Here is a 20,895-nt window from a genome sequence, read left to right on the forward strand (position 1 = left end):
ATTCATTCACCGTTGATAGTTCAGGCCGCGGCCGGCTCGGAGAGCACCGAGGCGAGGAAGGCCTTGGTTCGTTCGTTCTGCGGATTGGTGATGACCTCCCGGGCAGGGCCCTGCTCCACCACGTGGCCGTCGGCCATGAAGACCACCCGGTCGGCGACGTCGCGGGCGAAGTTCATCTCGTGCGTGACCACCACCATGGTCATGCCGGAGTTGGCCAGGTCCTTCATCACCTTCAGGACCTCGCCCACCAGTTCCGGGTCCAGGGCGGAGGTCGGCTCGTCAAAGAGCATCAGCTGCGGCTCCATGCACAGGGCGCGTGCGATCGCCACCCGCTGCTGCTGGCCGCCGGAGAGCTGGCGCGGATAGGCCTGGGCCTTCTCGGCCAGACCCACCTTCTCCAGCAAGGTCATGGCCCGTGCCACAGCCTCGGCTTTCTTCTCCTTCCGCACCAGTCGCGGCGCCTCAATCAGGTTCTCCAGCACGGTCATGTGCGGGAACAGGTTGAACTGCTGGAAGACCATGCCCACTTCGGAGCGGCTGCGGCAGACGTCGTTATGGCTCTGCTCGTAAAGCTTGCTGCCCTTCAGGTCATAGCCGACGATCTTCCCGTTGACCCACATCCGGCCGCCGTCGACCGTTTCCAGATGGTTGATGCAGCGCAGGAACGTGCTCTTCCCGGATCCGGACGGGCCGATCAGGCACACTACCTCTCCGGGTTGGACGTGCAGGTCGATGCCCTTGAGCACCTGGTTGGAGCCGAAGTTCTTGCAGATCGCGTTGGCTTTGACCATCGGTTCAACGTCGTGCGCCGTCGTCATTTTTTGCCGCCTTTCAGGGAGAGTGCGTCATGGGTGGCGAAGAACCTTTTCAGCTGCTGCAGCGGCGTCGGCGGCAGGTTCCGCTGGTTGCCGCGTGCAAACCGCCGCTCCAGGTAGTACTGACCAACCGTCAGGATCGAGGTGATCAGCAGGTACCAGAGGCTGGCGACGATCAGCAGCGGCACGGTCTCGAAGGTCCGTGCATAGATGATCTGCGCCGAATACAGCAGTTCCGGCACCGAGATCACACTGACCAAGGCGGTGGTCTTGAGCATGCCGATGGTTTCATTGCCCGTGGGCGGGATGATTACCCGCATCGCCTGCGGCAGGACCACCCGGCGCATGGTCTGCAGCCGGGTGATGCCCAAGGCCTCGGCCGCCTCGGTCTGCCCGTGGTCCACGGAGAGGATGCCGGCCCGGACGATCTCGGACATGTAGGCGCCCTGGTTCAGGCCGAGTCCGAGGATTGCCGCGGTCATGGGTGTGATCAGCTGGTTAGCGTCCAGCTGGACACCGGGGATGCCGAGGGTGATGACCGGGTACAGTGCCGCCAGGTTGAACCAGAACAGCAGCTGCACCAGCACCGGCGTGCCACGGAAGAAGTTGACGTAGGCGAAGGCGGCGCTGCGGACAATCGGATTGGCCGAGAGCCGCATGACTGCGAAGATCACACCGAGAACGATGCCGATGGCCATGCTGATCGCGGTCAGCCCAAGGGTGACCAGGATGCCGCGGCCAATGGAAACATCGCGCAGGTACAGTCCCACGATGTCCCAACCGAAGTTGGGGTTGGTAATCACGGAGCGCAGCAGCAGCCCCGCGATCACAATGATAACGACGGCGGACAGCCAGCGGCCGGGGTGTTTGGCCTTCACAACGGTGTAGCCGTCGCTGGTGGCGGCTGCTTGCTCGGTTCGGGTAGTCACGGCAGTCATGCGGCTGCTTCCCCTCCTCTACTTCTTGTCGAGGGCGTCGGAGGTCAGCAGGACAGAGTCCGGGATGCCCCACTTGTCGCCGATTTCCTGGTAGTAGTCGCTGTCGAGGATTCCCCGGGTGGCCTCTGTGACAGCTTTCTGCAGCCCGCCGTCCTGGCTTAGCGCGATGCCGGTGGGGATCGGGTCGTAATCCTCGCCGGCGGCCAGCTCGAACTGTCCGTCGGCTTCCTTGCCTTGGTAGGCCAGCGACATGCTGTCAGCGACAACGGCATCCACCCGGCCGGAGGTGAGTGCAAGGTTGGCATCCGTCTGCCCCGGGAAGTTGCGAATGGTGATGGGCTCCTTGCCGGCGTCGACACATTCCTTGGAGAACTTGGGCAGATAGTCCATGGACTGGATCGAGCCCTTCTGGCCGGCGATCTTCTTGCCGCACATGCTCAGGGGGTCCATGGAGATATTTTTGGGGTTTCCCGGCAGAACAGCGACGCCGGAACCGCCGTCGAGGTACTTCACGAAGTCCACGATCTTCTCGCGTTCCGGTGTGATCGAGAACGTCGACATGGCCATGTCGTACTTGCCGGAGGCCAGACCCGGCAGGATGGTATCGAACGTTGCCGGCACATGTTCGACTTCCAGACCCAGAGCGGCACCCACGGCGTCCGAGAAGTCGACGTCGTAACCGATCATCGTCTTGTTGTCGGTGTCGTAGTACTCGAATGGAGCGTAGGTCGGGTCCGAGGCCACGCGGAGGGTTCCGGCGGCCCGGATCTCTTCAGGCAGCAGGTCCCTGGCCGCCTCGTTCAGGGCAACAGCTTCGGCACCGGATCCGGCTGACGCAGCGGAACCTGCCGGTTCCGGTGCGGCCTGGGAAGCATTGGTGCAGGAACTCAGGGACAAGGCCAGCAGGACGGAGCCGGCCAGGATGGTTGAACGGGTGGCACGTTGACGGGAATGACGCATGGATTTTCCTCTCATGGTCCGGACAGCGTTGTCCGGTTATGGATATCCGGCATTGATCAGGAGACGATCAGTGCCTCGGTGCTTCAAGTTCAGGTGCGACATGCAGCAGGTAGTTGCCCAGCGCGACCAGTGCGGGCCGGCGCAAGATGGCGACGACGCCGTCCACCCGGGCCGTGTATTCCTGGGGCGGACGCGCCAGGTCATCGATGGCATGGACCCGGGCAACGGGATCGCCCGCCCGGACCCGCTGGCCCAGGCCCACCAGGGGTTCGAAGATCCCCGCAGCGGTAGCCATGACCGGGGAATCGGGCACCAGCTCCAACCAGGTCGGTTCGGCGGCCGTTGCTTCCGGCTCCACTTCGGTACCGGGCTGCGCTGCCAGGATTCCCAGGTGGGCCAGCAGCGAGCGTACGCCGCGCCGCGCGTCAGCCAGAATGCCCGGATCCACCGTGCCTCCGCCGCCGAGTTCCGTGGACAGTGCCAGCACGCCGGCGTCGTCGCCCGCGGTACTGAGCGAACCCGGTTCAAGGCGGGGCTGCACCGCGATCACATAGGGCAGTCCCATGGCCCGCGACGCAGAGACCTTCCGCTCCCACGTCTGCTGGTCGGGCCCGCGGTAGATGAACATGCTCGGCAGGTAGGTGGAGTTGGAACCGCCCGAATGCAGGTCAATAACGACGTCGGCCTCCGGCAGCAGCGTGCCCGCGATCAGATCGGCGACCTGGTCCGTGGGACCGCTGAGCTCTTGTCCCGGATAGCTGCGGTTGAGGTTGCCGCCGTCGATCGGCGAAACCCTGGTGCCGGCCCGTACTGCCGGCGCATTCGCGGCGGGCACGATGACCACCGTGCCGTTCAGGTGCTCCGGTTCCAGCGAGCGGATCAGTTCGTGCAGCACCACCTGGCCTTCGTATTCGTCCCCGTGGGTGCCGGCCACCAGCAACGCCGTTGGCCCGGTTCCCGAGGAGATGACCGCGACCGGCACCGGAATCAGCCCGTTGTCGTAGACGTTGTCCGAATGCGACAGGCCGGCAAAACCCAACTGCTTGCCTGCCCGGCCGGTTTCGATCCCGTGCAGGGCCGTACCTGATGTACCGCGCTGGGTGTCGACGGCGCTACCGGCGGTCAAGGGACCCACCGCAGAACCTTGGCTTGCCTCGGGGCGAGGGTGATGACCTGGACGGCCGCATTGCCGGCTGCCAGCGACAGCCTGAGGGTCTCGGCTTCCTCGCCTTCGACGATGAAAACGTCGCCCGCCCGGAGCCAGCGCTCCCAGGGGCCGTCCTCCGCGGCGACGAGTGCTTCGCCTGCCAGCCCCGTCACCACCAGCTGCTCGCCGGCTCCACGCTGCAGCACTCCGGTATAGCCGCCGGTGTAGCGGTGGCTTTCGGAGGAGATGTAGCTGGCATCGGCGTCGAGCGCTACTGCCGGTTCCGGGCCGGATTCATCCAGCTCCACGGTCCAGCGCCATGGGTCGCCGCGCTCAGCCGAGTCAGGACAGGCCGCAAGAATCCTGGCACCGGATTCAGCCGCGGTCTCCCCGCCCAGCGCGTTGGCTCTGATCAGCATCCACATGCGGGCACCTACGCCGTCCTGGGAGCAACCGGCTCCCGGCGGACAGCTGATCCGGCCGCGGACTTCGCCTGCTGTTCCTTCTTCAGCAGGGCGCTCAGGATACGGCGGGCCTTGGCCACGCCGCCGTCCTGGGCGATCAGCACGTCGAACTCGCCCTCGGGCCGGGTCTGCATGCCGATCTCCTGCGCCTCCAGCGCCGATGCGTCCTCGTCCAGCACCGTGGCCAAACCTATGCGCAGATCCTCGGTCGCCTGTTCGTTGTCGACGGCGAAGTTGCGGCTGAAGGCGTAGTAGTACCAGGAATTGTGCTCGTCGATCGGGGTGATGCCGTTGAGGACCTTGATCAGGTAGCCCTCCTCGCGGGGCTTGCCCTCGCCCGTGATCCCGGAGTGGAGGACGTGCAGGTTCGGCACGAAGAACTCCGTGCAGTGGAAGCGGTCGAACAGTCCGCGCGCGTCCATCGTTTCGGCGTAAAGCGGGGGCGCTGCCACCGAGGGCATCAGGCGGTCGACGCTGACCACGTTGCCCTCGACCTCTACCGTGATGCCGTGTTCGTAGATGTAGTCATCTCCCACGGTGGTCTTGTGCAGGAAGGACTCGTGGGTCAGGTCCAGCAGGTTGTCGTGGATTAGATCAGCGCGGCACTTGAAGTGGTATGAGTGCGTCACCGTGGCCCATTCCGGGTCCACCATCCAGTGCGTATCGGGCACGTCGGCCGGGTTCGCCAGTTCGGGATCGCCGGTCCAGACCCAGATCCAGCCGTCCTGTTCGACCACCGGATACTTGCGCACCTTTGCGCGTTCCGGAATCGAAGACTGCGCCGGCACCTTCGTGCACATGCCATCGGGCCCATACGTGAAGCCGTGGTAGCCGCATTCCACCGAATCGCCGACGGTGCGGCCTTCGGACAGCGGGAAGGCACGGTGGGCACAGCGGTCCGCCAGCGCGATGGCCTGGTTGTCCTGGGTGCGGAACAGGACGATGGGCTGTTCGCAGATGACCCGGCGAACCGGCTTGCGCGTCACTTCAGTGGACCACGCGGCTACGTACCAGGTGTTCAACACATACATTTTCTAGATCTCCTCGTTCAGGGTGTATACACTGTATTCAGAGGAACGATGTGAGGTCAACCACTTTTGGAAAAAGGTTTGCAAATGCTTATCCAGCCTTCGGTCCTGACCACGCACGGGCAGCGGGGCTAATGCTGGACGGACCAACTTCATGCCAAGATGGATCAGACCCAAGGAGGACCGCCATGGCCGGAATGCCGAATGATGTGAGGCCACTGGCCGTGCGCGTTTACGAACAGATCAGCACCGACATCATCAGCGGGACCATCGAGCCGGGTTCGGCGCTGGCTCAGGAGACCGTCGCCGCACAATACGGCGTCTCACGCACGCCGGTGCGCGACGCCCTGACCCAGCTGACCCTTGAAGGACTGACGACGCTCGTCCCTGGTAAGGGCTATATCGTCAACGAGTTGGATGAGCGCGAGATCGAAAATGTTTACGAGGTCCGCTACGCGCTCGAATCCCTTGCGGTCCAGCGTGCCGCCGGCGCTTACACGCCCCAGCAGCTTGTGCGGCTCAAGGGCCTCATTGATGAAACGGAAATTGTCGATCCCGCGGACAGCGCCGAACTCTTCCGGCTTGGCCGGGCGTTCCACCTGGCCCTGGTCGAGCCCTCGGGCAATGACTACCTGCGCGGCGTCATCACATCGATCTGGAACCACCCCATCCAGCACCGCATCACCCTCACTTACCGCCAAGGTCCCGAGCACCAGGCCAAGGTCATCCACGATCACCGCCGCATTCTCCAGGCGCTCAAGGACCAGGACATAGCCCGCGCCGTCGACGTGCTGGCGCACTGCCACGATGTTAAAGACCCCAACCGCTTTGAGCCGATCGGCTAAAGCGGGCCTTCCAGCCCGACGGAAGCGCGGCAATCGGGCAAAACAACCCAAAGTGCCGCGTTTCACATTCATTACCCCACTGTGTCCTGCCCGCTGACGTCCTACGCCGATAGTGATGTAACTTTTGCTCAATCGCAATGTGCAAAATCCATGCGACCGCACATTGACGAACCGACCAAACTGTTCATTCAAAGATGAAAGAGGACGCCCATGACGCAGTTGACCGTGGAACCAGCCGACGCCAAGGAGCAGCAGCTGCTGAAGTCAGCCGGGCACGTCATTGTGGACACGCTGGTGACCCACGGGGTGAAGCGCACCTATGTGGTTCCGGGCGAGAGCTTCCTGGATGTCCTCGACGGCCTGCATGAGTCCGACATCGAGACCGTGGTCTGCCGCCACGAAGGCGGCGCCGCCTACATGGCCGAGGCCGACGGCAAGATGAACCAGGTCCCCGGCATCGCCATGGTCACCCGCGGCCCGGGAGCGGCCAACGCGCACGTCGGCCTGCACACCGCGTGGCAGGACTCCACCCCGATGGTCCTCTTTGTCGGACTGATTCCCTTCGAGCACCGGGACCGCGAGGCATTCCAGGAGTTCGACATCAAGTCCTGGTTCGACACCGGCGCCAAGCGCGTCATGGTGCTGGACCACGCCGAGCGCGCGTCCGAAATCGTCGCCGAAGCCATGTTCGCCGCGATGAACGGACGCCCGGGCCCCGTCGTCGTTGGTTTGCCGGAAGACATCATCCGCGAGCAGATCGAGCCGACGCTGCACCCGGAAATCCCCGTGGCCCAGGGCGGCATGACCGTCACGGACTGGAAGGCGCTGAAGTCCGCGCTCAAGGATGCCGAGAAGCCGCTGTTCGTAGTCGGCGGCAATGACTGGACCCAGGAGGGCGCAACAGCGCTGGCCAACTGGCTGGAGGACCACCATATTGCCGCTGCCGCCGAGTGGCGCTGCGAAGGCATTGTCCCGTTCGATTCGCCGTCCTACGTGGGCCCGATCGGCTACGGCCGGCCTAAGCCCACGTACGACCTGCTGGAGGAAACGGACCTGCTGATCTTCGTCGGCACCGTGCCCGGCGACGTCATCACCGACGGTTTCCTCGTCCGGCAGGACTGGTCGAAGAAGAACTTCCTTGTCACCATCGACCCGTCATTGCGTGGCCGCTCCGGCGCAGTTTCGCACCAGATCGTGGCGAAGCCCGATGTCTTTGTGCGCGACCTGGTGATGATGGACCTGCCGGTCAAGCCGGAATGGAAGACCTGGACCGAGCGCATGCGTGCCGAGCAGGAGAAGTTCGCTGCCCTCCCGCCGGCCGAGCCCACGGCTGGCCAGGCCCGCATGGACACCCTCATGTCCAACATGGTCCGCGGCCTGCCCGAAGACGCTATGGTCACGTTGGGGGCCGGCGAGCACACCAACTGGGCGCACCGCTACTTCCCCACCCAGCAGTACGCCTCGATGCTCAGTGCCCGAAACGGTTCCATGGGCTACTCGATCCCGTCCGCCATCGCCGCCTCGCTGGCGCATCCCGGGCGCCGCGTGGTGACCATCGCCGGCGACGGCGAGTTCCTGATGAACGGCCAGGAGCTGGCCACGGCCGCGCAGTACGGCGCCACTCCGCTGGTCATCGTGATGGACAACCAGGAATACGGCACCATCCGCACGCACCAGGAGCGGCACTACCCCGAGCGGATCTCCGGCACCCAGCTGAAGAACCCGGAGTTCGCGCTCATGGCCCAGGCCTTCGGTGGTTTCGGCATCAAGGTAGAGAACGACGCCGATGTGCCCGCCGCCCTCGAAGCGGCCCTGAAGGCAATCGACGAGCAGAAAACCTTCGCCCTCATCCACCTCGTGGTCGAGCAGCGGGTCCGCGCCTACTAAGCTCCGGCCAAGTCCGGCTCAAGGCCGGGCTTATCCGAAGGGCTTACGACGGCGGGCGGTCACCTTTTCGGTGGCCGCCCGCTTCGTTTAATGGCTGGTGCTAGTAGGACCGGCTCTGCCTAGAGCTCCTGCAGCATGATCGGATCCGTGGTGGGTTGGGGTGATCCGCCGGCGGGTTCCACCGTGATGCCCAGATGGGTAGCAGCGGAGACCCCTTCCAGCAGTCTCATGCTGGTCTGCCCCGCGGCGTCCGTCTGGATCAGGCCGGCGGGCTGGGCGCCCTCGTCCGAGATCAGCCACAGCTCGTAGGTCCGGTCCTGCTCCAGCTGCGGGAGGTCGTGCGTGATCACCGCGGCTTTGTCAGCCTGCGCGGACAAGGCGATGGTCACCGCCGCGCCGTCCGGCATCCGTGCCGGAATCATCTTGGCGTCCGGCGCCGTCAAGACCGACATCACCTGGCTCTGCTGCTCGGCCAGCGCCTGGAGCCGCTGCTCGGTCCGTTCCTGGTCATTGGAGACTCCAACCGCCCAGCCGCCCAGCGCTGCGGTGGTGACCAGCAGAACTCCGGCCGCGGCACTTAGCCAGCGCACCGCCGTCGTACTCCTGGCCCTGGCACCGTCCGAGCCGTGGTCCGTGCCGCCGACCCGGGCCCTGCGGCCGGTCCGGCTCTCTGCGGCCTCAAGCCGTTTCGTACCGAGGTCCGCGACCACTGCGTCAACGGGCAGCTGCCGTGTGTTGCGGATGGATGCCATCACCTTGGCTTTGAGCTCCGGCGGCGGGGCGACGGCGGGCGTTCCGTAGGCCAGCATGGCGGCGGTTTCGCTCAATCCACGGACTTCCTCGCGGGTATCCACGGCGCCCAGGGCATGCCGTTCAAAGGCATCGCGTTCGTCATCGTCCAAGGCGTTGAGGGCGTACGCGCCGGTCAACAGATGCAACTGCTCGTCCATCACGCCACTCCCAACTTGTCCCTGAGGCGGATCATGCCATCGCGGATCCGCGTCTTTACTGTTCCCACCGGAATGTGCAGCATCGTAGCGACTTCCCGGTGGGTATGGCCGCCGTAGTAGGCCAGCGTGATCGCCTCGCGCTGGCTGTCCGTCAGGCTGGCGAGCGCCTTGTTCACGCGTTCGGACTCCAGCCGCAGTTCAACTGTATCCGCGACGTCGTCGTAACTGGCCTGGTACTCCTTGGCCCCCTGGCGCAGGTCCCGGTCCATGCTGGCCTGGCTGGCCCGCACCCGGTCCACGGCCCGCCGGTGGGCGATCACCAGGATCCAGGAGAGGGCCTTGCCGCGGTCCGCGTCGAACCGGGCCGCGTTCTGCCAGATTTCGACGAAGATTTCCTGCGTGACTTCCTCGCTTTGGGCCGGGTCCCTGACCACCCTGCGCACCAGCCCGAAGATGGTGGGCGACACCGAGTCATAGAGCGATTCGAACGCGGATTCGTCTCCCAGCGCCACGCGCCGGATGAGCTCCTCCTGTGTCGGCGGGGCGTCCGGCCCCACGGGCCGCAGCCATGGCAATCGCATGGATTCAAGGTTCTCACGCCCGTCGGACACTCTGCACCTCCCTCGTTCCTGTGTCGGCCCTGCTTTTTTGGCGATGAACGACGGCGGCAGGCGGGCTGCCGCCGTCGTTCTCCCCCCTTCCGCTCCCCCGGCGGAGTTTTTCCGGCTACTTGGCCGGGGGCATCAGGACCGAATCGATCATGTAGACCGTGGCGTTGGCAGTCTGGACGCCGCCGCAGACAACCTTGGCGTCGTTGACCATCAGCTCGTCGCCGCTGCCGCTGACCTCGACGGACTCGCCCTGCACTGTGGTGTGCTCGCCGACAATTTCGTCCGGGCTCAGCTGTCCCTCCACCACGTGGTAGGTCAGGATGGTGCTCAGTGTGGCGTCGTCGGTCTTGAGCGTTTCCAGCGTTTCGGCGGGGATGGCGCCGAAGGCCTCATCCACCGGTGCGAAGACGGTGAATTCGCCGCTGTTGAGCGTGTCTACCAGGTCAACCTTGGGGTTCAGTTCGCCGGAGACGGCTGCGGTCAGCTGGGTGAGCATCGGGTTGTTGGAGGCGGCGACGGCAACCGGGTCCTGCGCCATGCCTGCCACGGATCCTGCGCCGTCCGGCACCGCGGCGGCGTAGTCGGCGCAGGCCGGGCCGACCAGGTTGGCGGCCGGATCCATGGCTTCGCCGGACTCCGGGGCCATGGACTCCGTTGAGGTGGACTCGGATCCGGTGGTTGATTCAGGGGCGGCGCCGGCGTCCCCCGATTCCTCGGATCCGCCGCCGCACGCGGACAGGCCGAGGGTCGCCACTGCGATCATTCCGAGTGCTGCAAAGTTCCTGCTGCTGTTCTTCAACATGGGTTTTCTCCTTGAGGGTGGCGCGGCTGCTGCCGCCTCCTGTTCCGGAAGCAACGCTTCCGGGCTGTCATGATGTATTCGGAACCGGTGCCGGGATGGATTGGATGAGATTGGAAAAACTTTGGGACCGGTCAGGGTTCGACCGTGACGCTGATGGAATGCCAGCCCGAGGCGCCATTCGGAATCGGGTCTGCCCGCTCATCGGTCTGCAGTCCGTCCTCCGCGTCGTAGGACCGGACGCGCAGGTAATGCTGCCCGGGCTCGGCCTGCCAGCTGAACGACCATTGGCGCCAGGTGTCCACCGTGGCTTCGGCGGCCAGCTCGGCTTCCTGCCAGGGCCCGTCGTCCACCTGCACTTCCACCCGTTCGATGCCGCGCTGCTGGGCCCACGCGGTGCCGCCGACCGCGACCTTGCCTGCCGGCACACGTGCGAACGGCCGCGGGGCTTCGATCCGTGACGCGGTCTTAATGGGAGCGCGCTCCGACCAGCCGCGGTCCGTCCAGTAGGCGGTCTTGTCCTGGAACCTTGTGACCTCCAGATCCACCACCCACTTGGTAGCTGAAACGAAGCCGTAGAGTCCGGGCACCACCATCCGCACGGGGAAACCGTGGTCCAGCGGCAGCGGTTCGCCGTTCATGCCGACCGCCAGCAACGCATCCCGACCGTCCCGCAGCACCTCCAGCGGAGTCGAGGCACTGAAGCCATCGACACTGGTGGAGAGCACCATGTCCGCACCGGGCAGCGGACGGGCGCGTTCCAGTACCTTCGCCAGCGGATAGCCGAGCCATTTGGCGTTGCCGGCCAGGTCCCCGCCCACGGGGTTGGAGACGCAGGTCAGCGTCACATAGGACTCCAGCAGTTCGGAATCCAGCAGCTCTTGGAAGGACATCGTGAACTCCTCCTCCACCATGCCGTGCACGCGAAGCTGCCAGCTCTGCGGATCAACCCGGGGCACGGCCAGCGCCGTATCGATCCGGTAGAAGTCCGCGTTGGGCGTGACGAAGGGGACCACCCCGTCGACCGGTGGATGGACACCCGCCGGCAGTGGTTCTGCTTTGCGGAGCGGCGACGGCAGCCGGAGCGCCTTGCGGAAATCCTCCACACTGTTGCGCAGGCCGGCGAGCGCGGTGCCGCCAGCCCCCATGACCGCCGCGGTAACGGCGAGCAGCCCCGCGGCGGCAAAGAAGGAACGCCTTGTCGGCGGGCCGGAGGCAGCGGGACCGGAGGGCGAGCGGTTACCGGCAACGGCCGGACCGGAGGTAACGCCCGCAGCGGGATCGGCGGCTGCAGCGCCAGTTTCTCTTGCCTCGGGAACGCGGCGCTCCAGCAGCCGCAGCGAAACGAGTCCGGCCAAGGTGCCTGCCGCCGTCGGGATTAAATCCAGGACACTGGCCCCCGCCCGGGTGATCACTGCCGCGCCGACCACCGCGCCCAGCAGTACCACCGCTGCGGCACCCCAGGTCCAGCGGCGCCGGGCGAGCAGTCCAACCAGGCAGGCCAGTACTGCCGTGACTACACCCATCGCGATGAACAGGACGGTCTTGTCCGCCGTGCCGAAGGTTTCGACGGCGAAATTCTTCAGCCATGCCGGAGTGAAATCGATAAACGCGGCGCCGAGGGCGACCAGCGGCGAAGCGGCCGGACGGAACCAGACGCCGGCCAGCTGGGCGACTCCCAGCAGCACACCGGCCGAAACCAGCCCGGCGAGCGCTGCGGCCAGGGCGGATAAGGGGATTCTCTTGAGCTTCTTCACACCCGGTATTCGTAGCCGCGGCCCAAAAGTATTGGCCGGATTTTCACAGAAGGCCCAAACCACCCGCGCGTCCGCTCCGAATAACTGACAGGCGCGTCCACACGACAACTATGTGGCCGCCGAAAAGTAAGTCCATCAGAGAGGAAGAGCATCATGACTACGTCAGATCAAACCAGCATCCGTGGTGGCCGGCGGACCAGCGTTCAGACCGTAACTTTGGCCGTCGGCGCGGTCTTCCTGCTGGTCGGGATCCTGGGCTTCGTTCCGGGCATCACCAGCGGCGTCGATCAGCTCAGTTTCGCAGGTCACCAGTCCGGTGCCATGCTGCTGGGACTGTTCCAGGTTTCAGTCCTGCATAACATTGTGCACCTGCTCTTCGGCGTCGTCGGTCTGGCGCTATCGCGCAGCTGGACCGGCTCGCGAAGCTACCTTATCTGGGGCGGAGCAATCTACCTTGTGCTGTGGATCTACGGGCTGGTCATCGGGCACGAGTCTCCGGCCAACTTCGTTCCGCTGAACATGGCCGATAACTGGCTGCACTTCGTCCTCGGCGTGGCCATGCTCGGCCTCGGTCTTCTCCTGGGACGAGGCCACACGGCAACCAGGGCCTGATCTGGGAACGCCTGACGCAGGGAGCATCTGACCTGAGGAACAAAGGACTGTCACAGCTTCTTCATAGATTCGCCGCCTAAGGTCTCAGGTATAGCCCCGCAGGGGGAACTACGCGAGCAAGGCCAGCTAACACGTCTGGCTGCAGGGAGCGGACCGCTATGACAGCTAAACACAGCGTCTTTGCCACCAGAACCCCGCCGGGACCGACGGGGAATCTGATGACCGACCACTCAGTTCCGGGCATCTCGAATAATCTTCTGGCCGGCCGTTACCGAGTGGGTCCGGTCATCGGGCTGGGCGGCATGGGTACCGTTTACCGCGCCGAGGACGAAGTCCTTGGCCGCGAAGTGGCACTCAAGGTTTACCGCCCGGATCCCGTTGATCCGGAACGTCTCCGTTGGCACCAGGAGGAAATCGCGACCCTGGCCCGGCTGAATCACCCGGGCTTGGTCACGCTCTACGATGCCGGCAGCTCCCCTTTCGACGGCGGGACCGTGTCCTGGCTGGTCATGGAACTCATCCCCGGGGTCGACCTCGGACGGCATCTGGATGTAGGTCCCCTGGACTACAGGGAAACGGCCCGGCTCGGTGCCGAATTGGCTTCCGCCCTTCACTACATCCACCGGCGCAACATAGTCCATCGTGATGTGAAGCCGGCCAACATCGTCATGGCCCGCTACTTCGACGATGAAGCTCCCCACCCCAAACTCGCCGATTTCGGCATTGCCAGCATGATCAATGGGACGCCGCTGGCGGCCTCCGGGATTATTCTGGGCACTGCCAGCTACCTCAGCCCAGAACAGGTGATCGGCTCAGCCGTTGGATCTCCTTCAGACGTCTACTCTCTTGGTCTGGTGTTGCTGCAGTGCCTCACGGGCGAATTGGAGTATCCCGGCCAGCCCTTGGCATCGGCAAGAGCCAGGCTGGCGCGTCCGCCAAGAATACCGAGTCACCTCGGGGTGGACATGGCCCGGCTTCTTGAATCCATGACAGCCATCGATCCACGGCATCGTCCCGCAGCGGTCGAGGCCGCCCAAATCCTCCGCAGGATTTCCGGTAGCGAGGCACCCGTCGCCGCTGCCGGTGTCGGTTCCGATGTGCGTTCCGGTGTTGGTTCCGATGTCAGATCCGTTGCCATGCCACCGGCTGCTGCCCGCCCGGGCATCGAACCGCCGACAGCACACATTGCCCTGCCCGTCCTGAAGACGAGCCTAATGACCAACGCCACGCGAGGCCTGCCCTGGCAGGCCCTGCCGGAAAGGCCTACCCGTCAACCGGCCCCGGTATATCCGGCAGCGCGGTCCGGGTCCGCAGCCACGCGGACCCGCGGCAGACGAAAGCCGTCCATGCTGCAACTCGGCCTTGCGGCGGTGGCCCTGATCCTCATGGTCGCGGCACTGATCTTCGGCGCCGTGATCGCCACCTCCGGGAGCTCCGACCCCGCGCAAACGCCCGCTCCGGCTGTGCCTACGGAGCTGGACGAGCACCTGCAACAGCTCGAAGAAAGCCTCACCCCATGAACCGGCCGGCAGCCCTCACCCGAATGCTTTTGGCCGGCGTAGCAGCCACGGCACTGCTGGCAGGTTGCGTCCAGCAGGAGAATCCGGCCGCAACCGCCCTCGACACCCTCCAGGAACGGGCCAGCACCATCAGGCAACTTGCATCAGAACAGAACCTTTCCACTGCTCTGGACGAAGTCGACCTGCTGGAGAACGATTTGGACAGGGCGGCCGCGAATGGGCATATCGCGGCGGAAATGCAGCAGGAAGCTGCGAAGGCCTTGGCCAAAGTCCGCAATGATCTCGAGGTGCTGGCCGAGGAATCCGCCCAGCCGGACGTGACCCAAACGCCCGACCTTCCGGCCCCTGAGGAAACTTTCTCCGATGAAGGTGAAGACTGGCGGAACTCCGAGGGACATGAGGACTGGGAACAGTGGGAGAACGACGACGGCCGGGACAGTTGGGATGACGAAGACCAGGATCGGTGGGATGACCAGCAGGACGAGTCATGGGACCACTGGGAGAACCAACAAGACGAGTCCTGGGACCAATGGGATGACGAACGAGACGACTCAGATCACGGACACCACTGATGCAGGCGTGACCGCCGTTTAGTGGTCCCGCGGAACGAAGCCGAGCCGCTTGTCCACCACATTGGCCATCGGTTTCCCCTGCCGCCAGGCATGGAAGTTGCTTTCGAACTGCGCGGCTAGTTCGTCCAGCCAGTTCTGGGAATCGCCGGACATATGCGGAGTGACGAGGACGTTGTCCAGCTGCCACAAGGCATGGCTCTGGGGCAGCGGCTCGGTTTCGAAGACGTCGAGCACAGCGCCGCCGAGCCGCCCGGTACACAGGGCCTGCACGAGCGCGTCCTGGTCCACCAGTCTGCCCCGGCCCACATTGATCAGCACGGCAGACGGCTTCATCGCTTCCAAGACTGTCCGGCTGGCCATCCTCTCTGTCGCCGTCGTCAGCGGAGCCGCGAGCACCACGTAGTCATATTCGCCGGCGACCTGGGCAAAGTCTGCGCTGGCGTGGACCGTCCCGAAGTCAGGGTCTCCGGTCCTGGCGGTACGGCCCAATCCGTCCACCTCCATTCCGACAGCGCGCAGGAGCCTGGCGGTGCAGCGGCCGATGCTCCCGGTACCGGCGACCAGCACCCGTGCCCCCGCAACCTCCGTTGTCGGCCAGCTTTCCCACTGCTGCCGGCGCTGGCGCTCGCCTGCCAGTCCGAATCCCTTGGCGGCATGCAGGATGCCGCCGAGGACGAACTCCGCCATCGGCCGGTCGAAGATACCGCGGGCGTTCGTGACCACCACGTCCGATTCGACGAGCTCTGGAAAGAGCAGCTTGTCCACACCGGCTGCGGGCACGTGTATCCACTTCAGTGCGTCCACGCTGTGCCACACATCCTGCAGACCCTCGGCGAAAAAGTCCCACAGGTACAGCACCTCCGCCCCGGACAGCGCGGCTTCCAGACCCTCGATGTCCGTGATCCTGAGCTCCGCGTGTTCCTGCAGCTTCTCTAGTCCGATAACAGGCCTGTCCCCTGCCAGGACGGTGACTATGGGCTTTGCGTTCATCCGTCCAATCTAGTAGCCAAACTGTGCATTGGAGGACTCCTGTACCGGGGATTGGCTGCCCTCGCTGCCTGCCGGCTTCCTCGAGGCGTACGACGTCGACTTGCAGACATCGGAGATCTTTCACAGATCGCACGGCCGCGGCTATATGCCGGTGTCAGAATGGTGGTGGGGTGTAGAGGTCCGGTGGTGGTGGTTCGGTTGGCGGGCGGATGGACCAACTGTTTTCGGGGGTGCTGGTCCATTCGTGGCCGGTCCGCGATTTCCAGGTGGTGCTGCCGTCCGGGTGCTGGGTGACTTTCCAGCCACCTTTGTGCTTCGCACGATGGTCAGGTTTGCAGGCGGCCTTGAGATTTTCCAGGACGGTTTTGCCGCCGTCTTCCCAAGCGATGGTGTGATCCACTTCGCAGAATTTCGCTTCCACGCGGCAGCCGGGGCCGCTGCAGTGCCCGTCACGTAACCGGACGAGTCGTTTCAGCCATTCAGATGGATGCCGGAGGTCTTTGGCGGCGGCGATCGCGTTGCGGTATTCATCGGTGAGCACCAGCAGCCAGGATTTCGCCAGTCCGGCGAGGTTCCGCGCCATTTCCGGCGGGATTGGCCCGTATCCGGCGAGTTCGCCGGGCTCCTCGCTCAACCTTGCCGCGGTTTCCAACGACAACGTGACCGCGACACTGGCCGTCACGCCGGCCCCGGCACCGGTGCCCGTCCCCGTGCCCTTGCAACTGCCGTTGCACGTGCTGGTAGCTGTGCTGCTGTTGCAGGTGCCGGCGCCCGTGCAGGTACCGGTGGTGTTGCCGGTGCCGTTACACGCGCCTGGGTTGTTGACGAGCAGGTCGGTGATGACGTCGGCGCGCAGCTGGGGCAGGGTCCGTGTCTCCTCGGGGCCCTGCAGCTTTTTCGCGAGGGCCTGGACGAGGTTGAACACCATGACCGCTTTGTCCGCGCTGCAGCGGAACCAGACTTCGGCCATCCCGTCATCCTGCGGCACGAGACCGACGTTGCGGGACTGGTTCGCTTTTTCGTGGCGGACGGTGAGGCTTTCCGGGTGTAACCGTTCGCGGGCCTTGCGGGCGCGCGCCCGGACACTCTCGACGGTGATCTCGCCGGCCTTGGGCAGGACCCCTGCCTCGAACGCAGGCAGCAGATTCTCGGGCAGGTCGGCGGAGCCGCGGGCGATCGCGGTGACCCGCGGCAGGTCCAGGGTCCCGGCGGCCATCGCCTCCACCGTGGCCGGCAAATGCCCGCACAGCTGCGCGGCCTCGGCGAGGTCTTTCTGCGCAGCCCCGCGGGGCTGGGCCAGGGCAGCGGCGATCTCCGTCGCGGCGCAGGAGGAGAACCCGTGCGCGTTGCCGGTCTCGGCGCCTTCGGCCGGGCGCAGCTCGGTGAACCGGTTCAACGCCTTCACCCGGCCGGACTGCAGCCACGCCACGGTCTTCGCGGACGCCTGCAGGTAATCAATGGTCCCGACATCATCCAGGGCCTCCGGATCAATCCGCTCCAGCACCCCGGCCAGCGCCGCCGGCGCCAGGTTCTCCCAGCCTTCCGGCAGGCCCGGCACCTCCGGCAGCACCGCAGCCCTCGCCAGCACCTGGCCGGCCTCCGCCGCGGCCTCCTCGGCCGCTTCGTCGAAAGGATCCCCGAGCCGGCCGCCGAAGGCCAGGTTCTCCTCGGCCCAGGCATCAAGCAGGACCTTATGCAGCATGATTTCCAGCAGCGAACTCCCCGCCAAACCGAGCGCCCGCAGGCCACGGTCCCGGTCCGGCTCCGGCGCCGCCACGAAATCAAACTGGAAGTTATCCATACCACCACCCTATGAACCGGCTGTGACAGTTTGTGAGTGCGCACACACCGTGGGGTGGAGAACACGAGAAAACTTTCCGACGGCCGTGTTTGCCAAGGCCGACAATGGCGACCAGGGCGACCAGAGCGGCGCGATGCCCAAGGCATCCGAAGCAGCTCGCGAAGCGGCGGCGATAAGAACAAGGACAGGCGCCGTGCAAGCCGTTCAATCGTCTGCAGCAGAGCGGCGTGCCCTGTGCGGGCCGCGGGGATTGTGGGAAAGTGGCAGCATAAGGGATGTCCGCCAGCTCGGCGCGGCACTTTCGCTGTTTAGGGTGGCCACCTCCGTCATCACCATCCCGCTGGCGGCGGCCGAGCAGCTGGCCCTGCCCCGTCCGCAGATCACGGCCTGGATCGTGGCGGTCTACGGGCTGCCGTCGGTGCTGGGACTGGTGCTGGCCCTGCGTTACCGCCAGCCGCTGCTGCTGACCGGGAACATCTTTGTCCTGATCTTCATCGTTTCCCTGAACGGACGGCTGAGCTTCGCGGAACTGGCCGGGGCAGCAGTGGCTGCGGGCGCCGTCGTTATTATCCTGAATTTGCTGGGGCTCAACGGGCTCCTGGCCGAATGGGTTCCTGCGCCGGTGGTGATGGGGCTGCTTGCCGGATCGGTGCTGCCGTTTGTCGCCGGGATTTTCACTGTCCTTGGCCAGGAGCCGCTCATCATCGGCGGTGCGTTTGCCGCGTACCTGCTCAGCTCGCTGTTCCTGGGCAAGGTGCCGCCGATTTTCGCTGCGCTGGTGGTGGCGCTGGTGGGCGCGGCGGTGCTGGGCCGCTTCGGCAGCATCGACGGCGGATTCCGTGCGCCGATTGTGGAGCCAACCCTTCCGGTGTTCTCGTGGGAATCGATGTTGACGGTCACCCCGGTGCTGGTGGTGCCGATTGTGCTGCAGGCCAACGTGCCCTCGCTGGTTTTCCTGCGGAGCCAGGACTACTCTCCACCGGCGCGGGTGTTGGATTTTCTCTCCGGCATCGGCACTATGACCGGATCGCTGCTCGGGCCGGTGGGCGTTTCCATGTCCCTGCCCGCAACGGCACTGGTGGCCGGACCGGACGCGGGCCGGCCCGAACACCGGTACCGCGCAAATCTCATTGTCTGCAGTGCCTTTCTGGCGATGCTGGCGCTGGCCGGTTTCGCTGCGGATGTCATCGAACTGGTGCCGCGGCAGATGATGCTGGCGATAGCCGGACTGGCGGTCATCGGCGTCCTCGGCATGGCTCTGGGGCAGGTCACGGCAGGCCCGCTGAAGCTAGGGCCGCTCTTTGCTTTTGCCGTGACCTTGTCCGACATCTCATTGCTCGGCCTTGGCCCGGCCTTCTGGGCGTTGGCGATTGGCGTGCTCGCGTCCCGCTTGCTGGAACGCGATGAGTTGAAGGCGTTACGGGAGGCCAGCACAACTAATGGCCCGGCCACCCCCTGAACTGAGGATGTCCCTCGGGCGGCGGCGTCGCTAGCATTGGCGCTACTTCGCTGGAAAGGGATGTGCCATGGAATGTATTACTTGGTTTGTGCCGATCGTGCCTGGAAAACTGGAGGCCTGGAAGGAATTCGTCCAAGAGTGCCAAGGGCCGCGGCGCGAAGAGCTCGTACGTTCCCGCCAGCGCATCGGCTTGGTCCGGGAAGTCGCCGGGCACATGCAGACGCCGCAGGGCGATGACGTCTGCTGCCTCTTCCACGAGGCCGAAAACTTGTCCGAGGCCTTTAGCGCCATTGCCCGCTCGGACGACCCCTTTGACGTCTGGTTCCGCGGCAAGCTCAAGGAAGTCCATGGGATATCGCAGGAGATCCTCGAATCCCCGTTGCCCACCAAGATCTACCTCGACTACCAACAGGGAACTGCCTAACATCTAACCCTGCCGTTCCGCCCCTATCCAGCGCGGCCGGTTCATGGCAAAGTGGCGCCATGAGCGAAGATCTGCGGATGCCCGACGCCGGCCATCCGACCCTCCGGTTGGGCCCGGAAGAATGTTGGGAACTTCTCGCGGGCACGACGCTGGGCAGGCTGGCCGTCAGCTACCGCAACGAGCCGGACGTCATTCCGGTCAACTTCTGGGCCGCGGAGAAGAGCATTCTGCTCCACGGGTCCGAGCACGTCAGGGATATCGTGCGCCGGGCCAGGCACCAGGTGGTGCTGGAGGCAGACGGGCGCAGCGGTTCATCGGTCTGGAGCGTGATGGCCAAGGGCATGCTCCGCGAGCTGACCGGCCCGGATGAAATCGCGGCGGCCGAGCGCCGGCAACTCAAGCCCTGGACCCTCACGCGCAGGGTGCTGTATTTGGAACTGGAACCCTCGGAACTTACCGGGCGGCGCATCGCCGTCGGACCTGAAATCAATGACTGAGCCAACTCGGCCTGCCGAAAGGAAATCCTCCATGCCCCGGCATCCCAACGGTCCGCCGTCGACCATCCCTACCGAGAATGCTGCCGCCGGCAACGAGCCAGACGCCACTCTGCCCGCCATTCCGGACCTGGACAATCCCGTAATCGAGCTCAGCGAGGACGAATGCTGGGACTTACTGATCGGCACGATGCTGGGTCGGCTGGCGGTCAGCGTAGCGGACAAGCCGGAACTGTACCCGGTCAACTTCCTGGCCCACGACCGCCGCATCCTGATCCGCACCATGCAGGGCACCAAGCTGGTCTCCATGGCCATCAATAACAAGGTGGCGCTGGAGGCGGACGGTCGTTCCCTCCACTCTGTCTGGAGCGTGGTGGTCAAAGGCACCGTCCGTGAGCTCACCGCCGAAGCCGAAATAACGACGGCGGAGCAACTGTCCCTGCGTTCGTGGACAGCATCGGTCAAAACCACCTATGTGGAAATCACGCCCTCCCAGATCAGGGGCCGACGGATTGCCTTGGCAGACGAGTTCAAGCTGGAGCGCTGAACCTTGACTGTGGGCGATTCTGTTTCGGCCGCTTCTGCCCGCCAGCATTGGAGCGAAACGATAGACAAGGCGTCACGAGAGCCGGTGTCCATCACCCGGCATGGGCGAGAAGCTGTGGTCCTCATGAATGCCGAGCTCGCAGAGCGTGCATTGGAAGCGCTGGAAGATGCCGAGGATCTCAAAGCCGCCCGAGAGGCCCGAGCTGAGGGCGGTTCCATCCCTTGGGAGGAGGTCAAAGCAGACCTCGGACTTGAGTGACCAGGGCGTACGAGATC

Annotated in this window: 22 protein-coding genes; 10 read left to right on the forward strand and 12 right to left on the reverse strand. The window is 65.0% G+C overall.

Annotation, left to right across the window (positions count from 1 at the left end):
- Positions 1–20: 20 nt before the first annotated feature.
- From HGO92_RS02130 to HGO92_RS02155, 6 genes are all read right to left on the reverse strand, one after another.
- Entirely contained in the window at positions 21–818 is a 798-nt protein-coding gene (locus HGO92_RS02130; protein WP_277351850.1) for an amino acid ABC transporter ATP-binding protein, read from the reverse strand.
- On the reverse strand, positions 815–1,753 hold the full coding sequence (locus HGO92_RS02135) for an amino acid ABC transporter permease (RefSeq protein WP_169991414.1): 939 nt from the start codon (positions 1,751–1,753) through the stop codon (positions 815–817). The genes HGO92_RS02130 and HGO92_RS02135 overlap by 4 nt, the downstream gene beginning before the upstream one ends.
- An 18-nt stretch (positions 1,754–1,771) precedes the next feature.
- Complete coding sequence (locus tag HGO92_RS02140) at positions 1,772–2,713, reverse strand: ABC transporter substrate-binding protein (RefSeq protein ID WP_169991416.1); 942 nt, start codon at positions 2,711–2,713, stop codon at positions 1,772–1,774.
- 67 nt (positions 2,714–2,780) lie between these two features.
- On the reverse strand, positions 2,781–3,848 hold the full coding sequence (locus HGO92_RS02145) for a M14 family metallopeptidase (RefSeq protein WP_169991418.1): 1,068 nt from the start codon (positions 3,846–3,848) through the stop codon (positions 2,781–2,783).
- Positions 3,836–4,285: a hypothetical protein gene (locus HGO92_RS02150; RefSeq protein ID WP_169991420.1), complete on the reverse strand. Its 450-nt coding sequence runs from the start codon at positions 4,283–4,285 to the stop codon at positions 3,836–3,838. The genes HGO92_RS02145 and HGO92_RS02150 overlap by 13 nt, the downstream gene beginning before the upstream one ends.
- An 8-nt stretch (positions 4,286–4,293) precedes the next feature.
- Positions 4,294–5,355 (reverse strand): aromatic ring-hydroxylating dioxygenase subunit alpha, encoded by a 1,062-nt coding sequence (locus HGO92_RS02155; protein WP_169991422.1) that lies wholly within the window; start codon positions 5,353–5,355, stop codon positions 4,294–4,296.
- A 185-nt stretch (positions 5,356–5,540) separates the two neighbouring features.
- On the opposite strand from HGO92_RS02155, the gene HGO92_RS02160 reads away from it, so the two are divergent.
- Positions 5,541–6,197: a GntR family transcriptional regulator gene (locus HGO92_RS02160; RefSeq protein WP_169991424.1), complete on the forward strand. Its 657-nt coding sequence runs from the start codon at positions 5,541–5,543 to the stop codon at positions 6,195–6,197.
- Between the two features lie 210 nt (positions 6,198–6,407).
- A complete protein-coding gene (locus HGO92_RS02165) occupies positions 6,408–8,084 on the forward strand; it encodes a thiamine pyrophosphate-dependent enzyme (RefSeq protein ID WP_169991425.1) in 1,677 nt (558 codons plus the stop codon).
- Between the two features lie 119 nt (positions 8,085–8,203).
- Here the strand turns inward: HGO92_RS02165 and HGO92_RS02170 are convergent, their stop codons facing one another.
- From HGO92_RS02170 to HGO92_RS02185, 4 genes are all read right to left on the reverse strand, one after another.
- Positions 8,204–9,034: an anti-sigma factor gene (locus HGO92_RS02170; protein ID WP_169991427.1), complete on the reverse strand. Its 831-nt coding sequence runs from the start codon at positions 9,032–9,034 to the stop codon at positions 8,204–8,206.
- Positions 9,034–9,615: an ECF RNA polymerase sigma factor SigK gene (gene sigK / locus HGO92_RS02175; protein ID WP_074702956.1), complete on the reverse strand. Its 582-nt coding sequence runs from the start codon at positions 9,613–9,615 to the stop codon at positions 9,034–9,036. Before sigK ends, HGO92_RS02170 begins: the two co-directional genes overlap by 1 nt.
- A gap of 145 nt (positions 9,616–9,760) precedes the next feature.
- Positions 9,761–10,447 (reverse strand): fasciclin domain-containing protein, encoded by a 687-nt coding sequence (locus tag HGO92_RS02180; RefSeq protein WP_169991429.1) that lies wholly within the window; start codon positions 10,445–10,447, stop codon positions 9,761–9,763.
- 131 nt (positions 10,448–10,578) lie between these two features.
- Positions 10,579–12,201 carry a molybdopterin-dependent oxidoreductase gene (locus HGO92_RS02185; RefSeq protein ID WP_346768817.1) on the reverse strand — a complete coding sequence of 541 codons (1,623 nt, stop codon included), beginning with the start codon at positions 12,199–12,201 and terminating at the stop codon, positions 10,579–10,581.
- Positions 12,202–12,354: 153 nt separating this feature from the next.
- Here HGO92_RS02185 and HGO92_RS02190 point away from each other — a divergent pair, with 153 nt between their 5' ends.
- The 3 genes from HGO92_RS02190 (at position 12,355) to HGO92_RS02200 (ending at position 14,905) form a co-directional block, all read left to right on the forward strand.
- Entirely contained in the window at positions 12,355–12,813 is a 459-nt protein-coding gene (locus HGO92_RS02190; RefSeq protein ID WP_169991431.1) for a DUF4383 domain-containing protein, read from the forward strand.
- A gap of 218 nt (positions 12,814–13,031) precedes the next feature.
- The gene (locus tag HGO92_RS02195; protein WP_169991433.1) at positions 13,032–14,333 is read left to right on the forward strand and encodes a serine/threonine-protein kinase; all 1,302 of its coding nucleotides are present in this window, start codon (positions 13,032–13,034) and stop codon (positions 14,331–14,333) included.
- Positions 14,330–14,905, forward strand: a complete 576-nt coding sequence (locus HGO92_RS02200; protein WP_169991435.1) for a hypothetical protein — start codon at positions 14,330–14,332, stop codon at positions 14,903–14,905. Before HGO92_RS02195 ends, HGO92_RS02200 begins: the two co-directional genes overlap by 4 nt.
- Positions 14,906–14,923: 18 nt before the next feature.
- Here the strand turns inward: HGO92_RS02200 and HGO92_RS02205 are convergent, their stop codons facing one another.
- A complete protein-coding gene (locus HGO92_RS02205; protein ID WP_169991437.1) occupies positions 14,924–15,895 on the reverse strand; it encodes a D-2-hydroxyacid dehydrogenase in 972 nt (323 codons plus the stop codon).
- 154 nt (positions 15,896–16,049) lie between these two features.
- Positions 16,050–17,696: an HNH endonuclease signature motif containing protein gene (locus HGO92_RS02210; protein WP_169991439.1), complete on the reverse strand. Its 1,647-nt coding sequence runs from the start codon at positions 17,694–17,696 to the stop codon at positions 16,050–16,052.
- A 313-nt stretch (positions 17,697–18,009) separates the two neighbouring features.
- On the opposite strand from HGO92_RS02210, the gene HGO92_RS02215 reads away from it, so the two are divergent.
- The 5 genes from HGO92_RS02215 to HGO92_RS02235 all read left to right on the forward strand — a co-directional run bounded on the left by HGO92_RS02215 (position 18,010) and on the right by HGO92_RS02235 (position 20,878).
- Complete coding sequence (locus tag HGO92_RS02215) at positions 18,010–19,155, forward strand: benzoate/H(+) symporter BenE family transporter (RefSeq protein WP_169991441.1); 1,146 nt, start codon at positions 18,010–18,012, stop codon at positions 19,153–19,155.
- Positions 19,156–19,222: 67 nt separating this feature from the next.
- Entirely contained in the window at positions 19,223–19,579 is a 357-nt protein-coding gene (locus tag HGO92_RS02220) for a hypothetical protein (RefSeq protein WP_169991443.1), read from the forward strand.
- Positions 19,580–19,638: 59 nt separating this feature from the next.
- Entirely contained in the window at positions 19,639–20,076 is a 438-nt protein-coding gene (locus HGO92_RS02225) for a pyridoxamine 5'-phosphate oxidase family protein (protein ID WP_169991445.1), read from the forward strand.
- A gap of 31 nt (positions 20,077–20,107) precedes the next feature.
- Positions 20,108–20,620, forward strand: a complete 513-nt coding sequence (locus tag HGO92_RS02230; RefSeq protein WP_169991447.1) for a pyridoxamine 5'-phosphate oxidase family protein — start codon at positions 20,108–20,110, stop codon at positions 20,618–20,620.
- 9 nt (positions 20,621–20,629) lie between these two features.
- Positions 20,630–20,878 (forward strand): type II toxin-antitoxin system prevent-host-death family antitoxin, encoded by a 249-nt coding sequence (locus tag HGO92_RS02235; protein ID WP_169992014.1) that lies wholly within the window; start codon positions 20,630–20,632, stop codon positions 20,876–20,878.
- Positions 20,879–20,895: the final 17 nt, after the last annotated feature.

Origin of the sequence: Crystallibacter degradans, from assembly GCF_012952295.1 — a bacterium.
GTDB lineage: Bacteria > Actinomycetota > Actinomycetes > Actinomycetales > Micrococcaceae > Crystallibacter > Crystallibacter degradans.

Coding starts and splice junctions, on each gene's coding strand:
- HGO92_RS02140 (WP_169991416.1), bottom strand. CDS start 2,713: ATGCGTCATTCCCGTCAACGTGCCACCCGTTCAACCATCCTGGCCGGC.
- HGO92_RS02190 (WP_169991431.1), top strand. CDS start 12,355: ATGACTACGTCAGATCAAACCAGCATCCGTGGTGGCCGGCGGACCAGC.
- HGO92_RS02220 (WP_169991443.1), top strand. CDS start 19,223: ATGGAATGTATTACTTGGTTTGTGCCGATCGTGCCTGGAAAACTGGAG.
- HGO92_RS02230 (WP_169991447.1), top strand. CDS start 20,108: ATGCCCCGGCATCCCAACGGTCCGCCGTCGACCATCCCTACCGAGAAT.
- HGO92_RS02210 (WP_169991439.1), bottom strand. CDS start 17,696: ATGGATAACTTCCAGTTTGATTTCGTGGCGGCGCCGGAGCCGGACCGG.
- HGO92_RS02160 (WP_169991424.1), top strand. CDS start 5,541: ATGGCCGGAATGCCGAATGATGTGAGGCCACTGGCCGTGCGCGTTTAC.
- HGO92_RS02205 (WP_169991437.1), bottom strand. CDS start 15,895: ATGAACGCAAAGCCCATAGTCACCGTCCTGGCAGGGGACAGGCCTGTT.
- HGO92_RS02165 (WP_169991425.1), top strand. CDS start 6,408: ATGACGCAGTTGACCGTGGAACCAGCCGACGCCAAGGAGCAGCAGCTG.
- HGO92_RS02130 (WP_277351850.1), bottom strand. CDS start 818: ATGACGACGGCGCACGACGTTGAACCGATGGTCAAAGCCAACGCGATC.
- HGO92_RS02150 (WP_169991420.1), bottom strand. CDS start 4,285: ATGTGGATGCTGATCAGAGCCAACGCGCTGGGCGGGGAGACCGCGGCT.
- HGO92_RS02135 (WP_169991414.1), bottom strand. CDS start 1,753: ATGACTGCCGTGACTACCCGAACCGAGCAAGCAGCCGCCACCAGCGAC.
- HGO92_RS02155 (WP_169991422.1), bottom strand. CDS start 5,355: ATGTATGTGTTGAACACCTGGTACGTAGCCGCGTGGTCCACTGAAGTG.
- HGO92_RS02225 (WP_169991445.1), top strand. CDS start 19,639: ATGAGCGAAGATCTGCGGATGCCCGACGCCGGCCATCCGACCCTCCGG.
- HGO92_RS02170 (WP_169991427.1), bottom strand. CDS start 9,034: ATGGACGAGCAGTTGCATCTGTTGACCGGCGCGTACGCCCTCAACGCC.
- HGO92_RS02180 (WP_169991429.1), bottom strand. CDS start 10,447: ATGTTGAAGAACAGCAGCAGGAACTTTGCAGCACTCGGAATGATCGCA.
- HGO92_RS02195 (WP_169991433.1), top strand. CDS start 13,032: ATGACCGACCACTCAGTTCCGGGCATCTCGAATAATCTTCTGGCCGGC.
- HGO92_RS02200 (WP_169991435.1), top strand. CDS start 14,330: ATGAACCGGCCGGCAGCCCTCACCCGAATGCTTTTGGCCGGCGTAGCA.
- sigK (WP_074702956.1), bottom strand. CDS start 9,615: ATGCGATTGCCATGGCTGCGGCCCGTGGGGCCGGACGCCCCGCCGACA.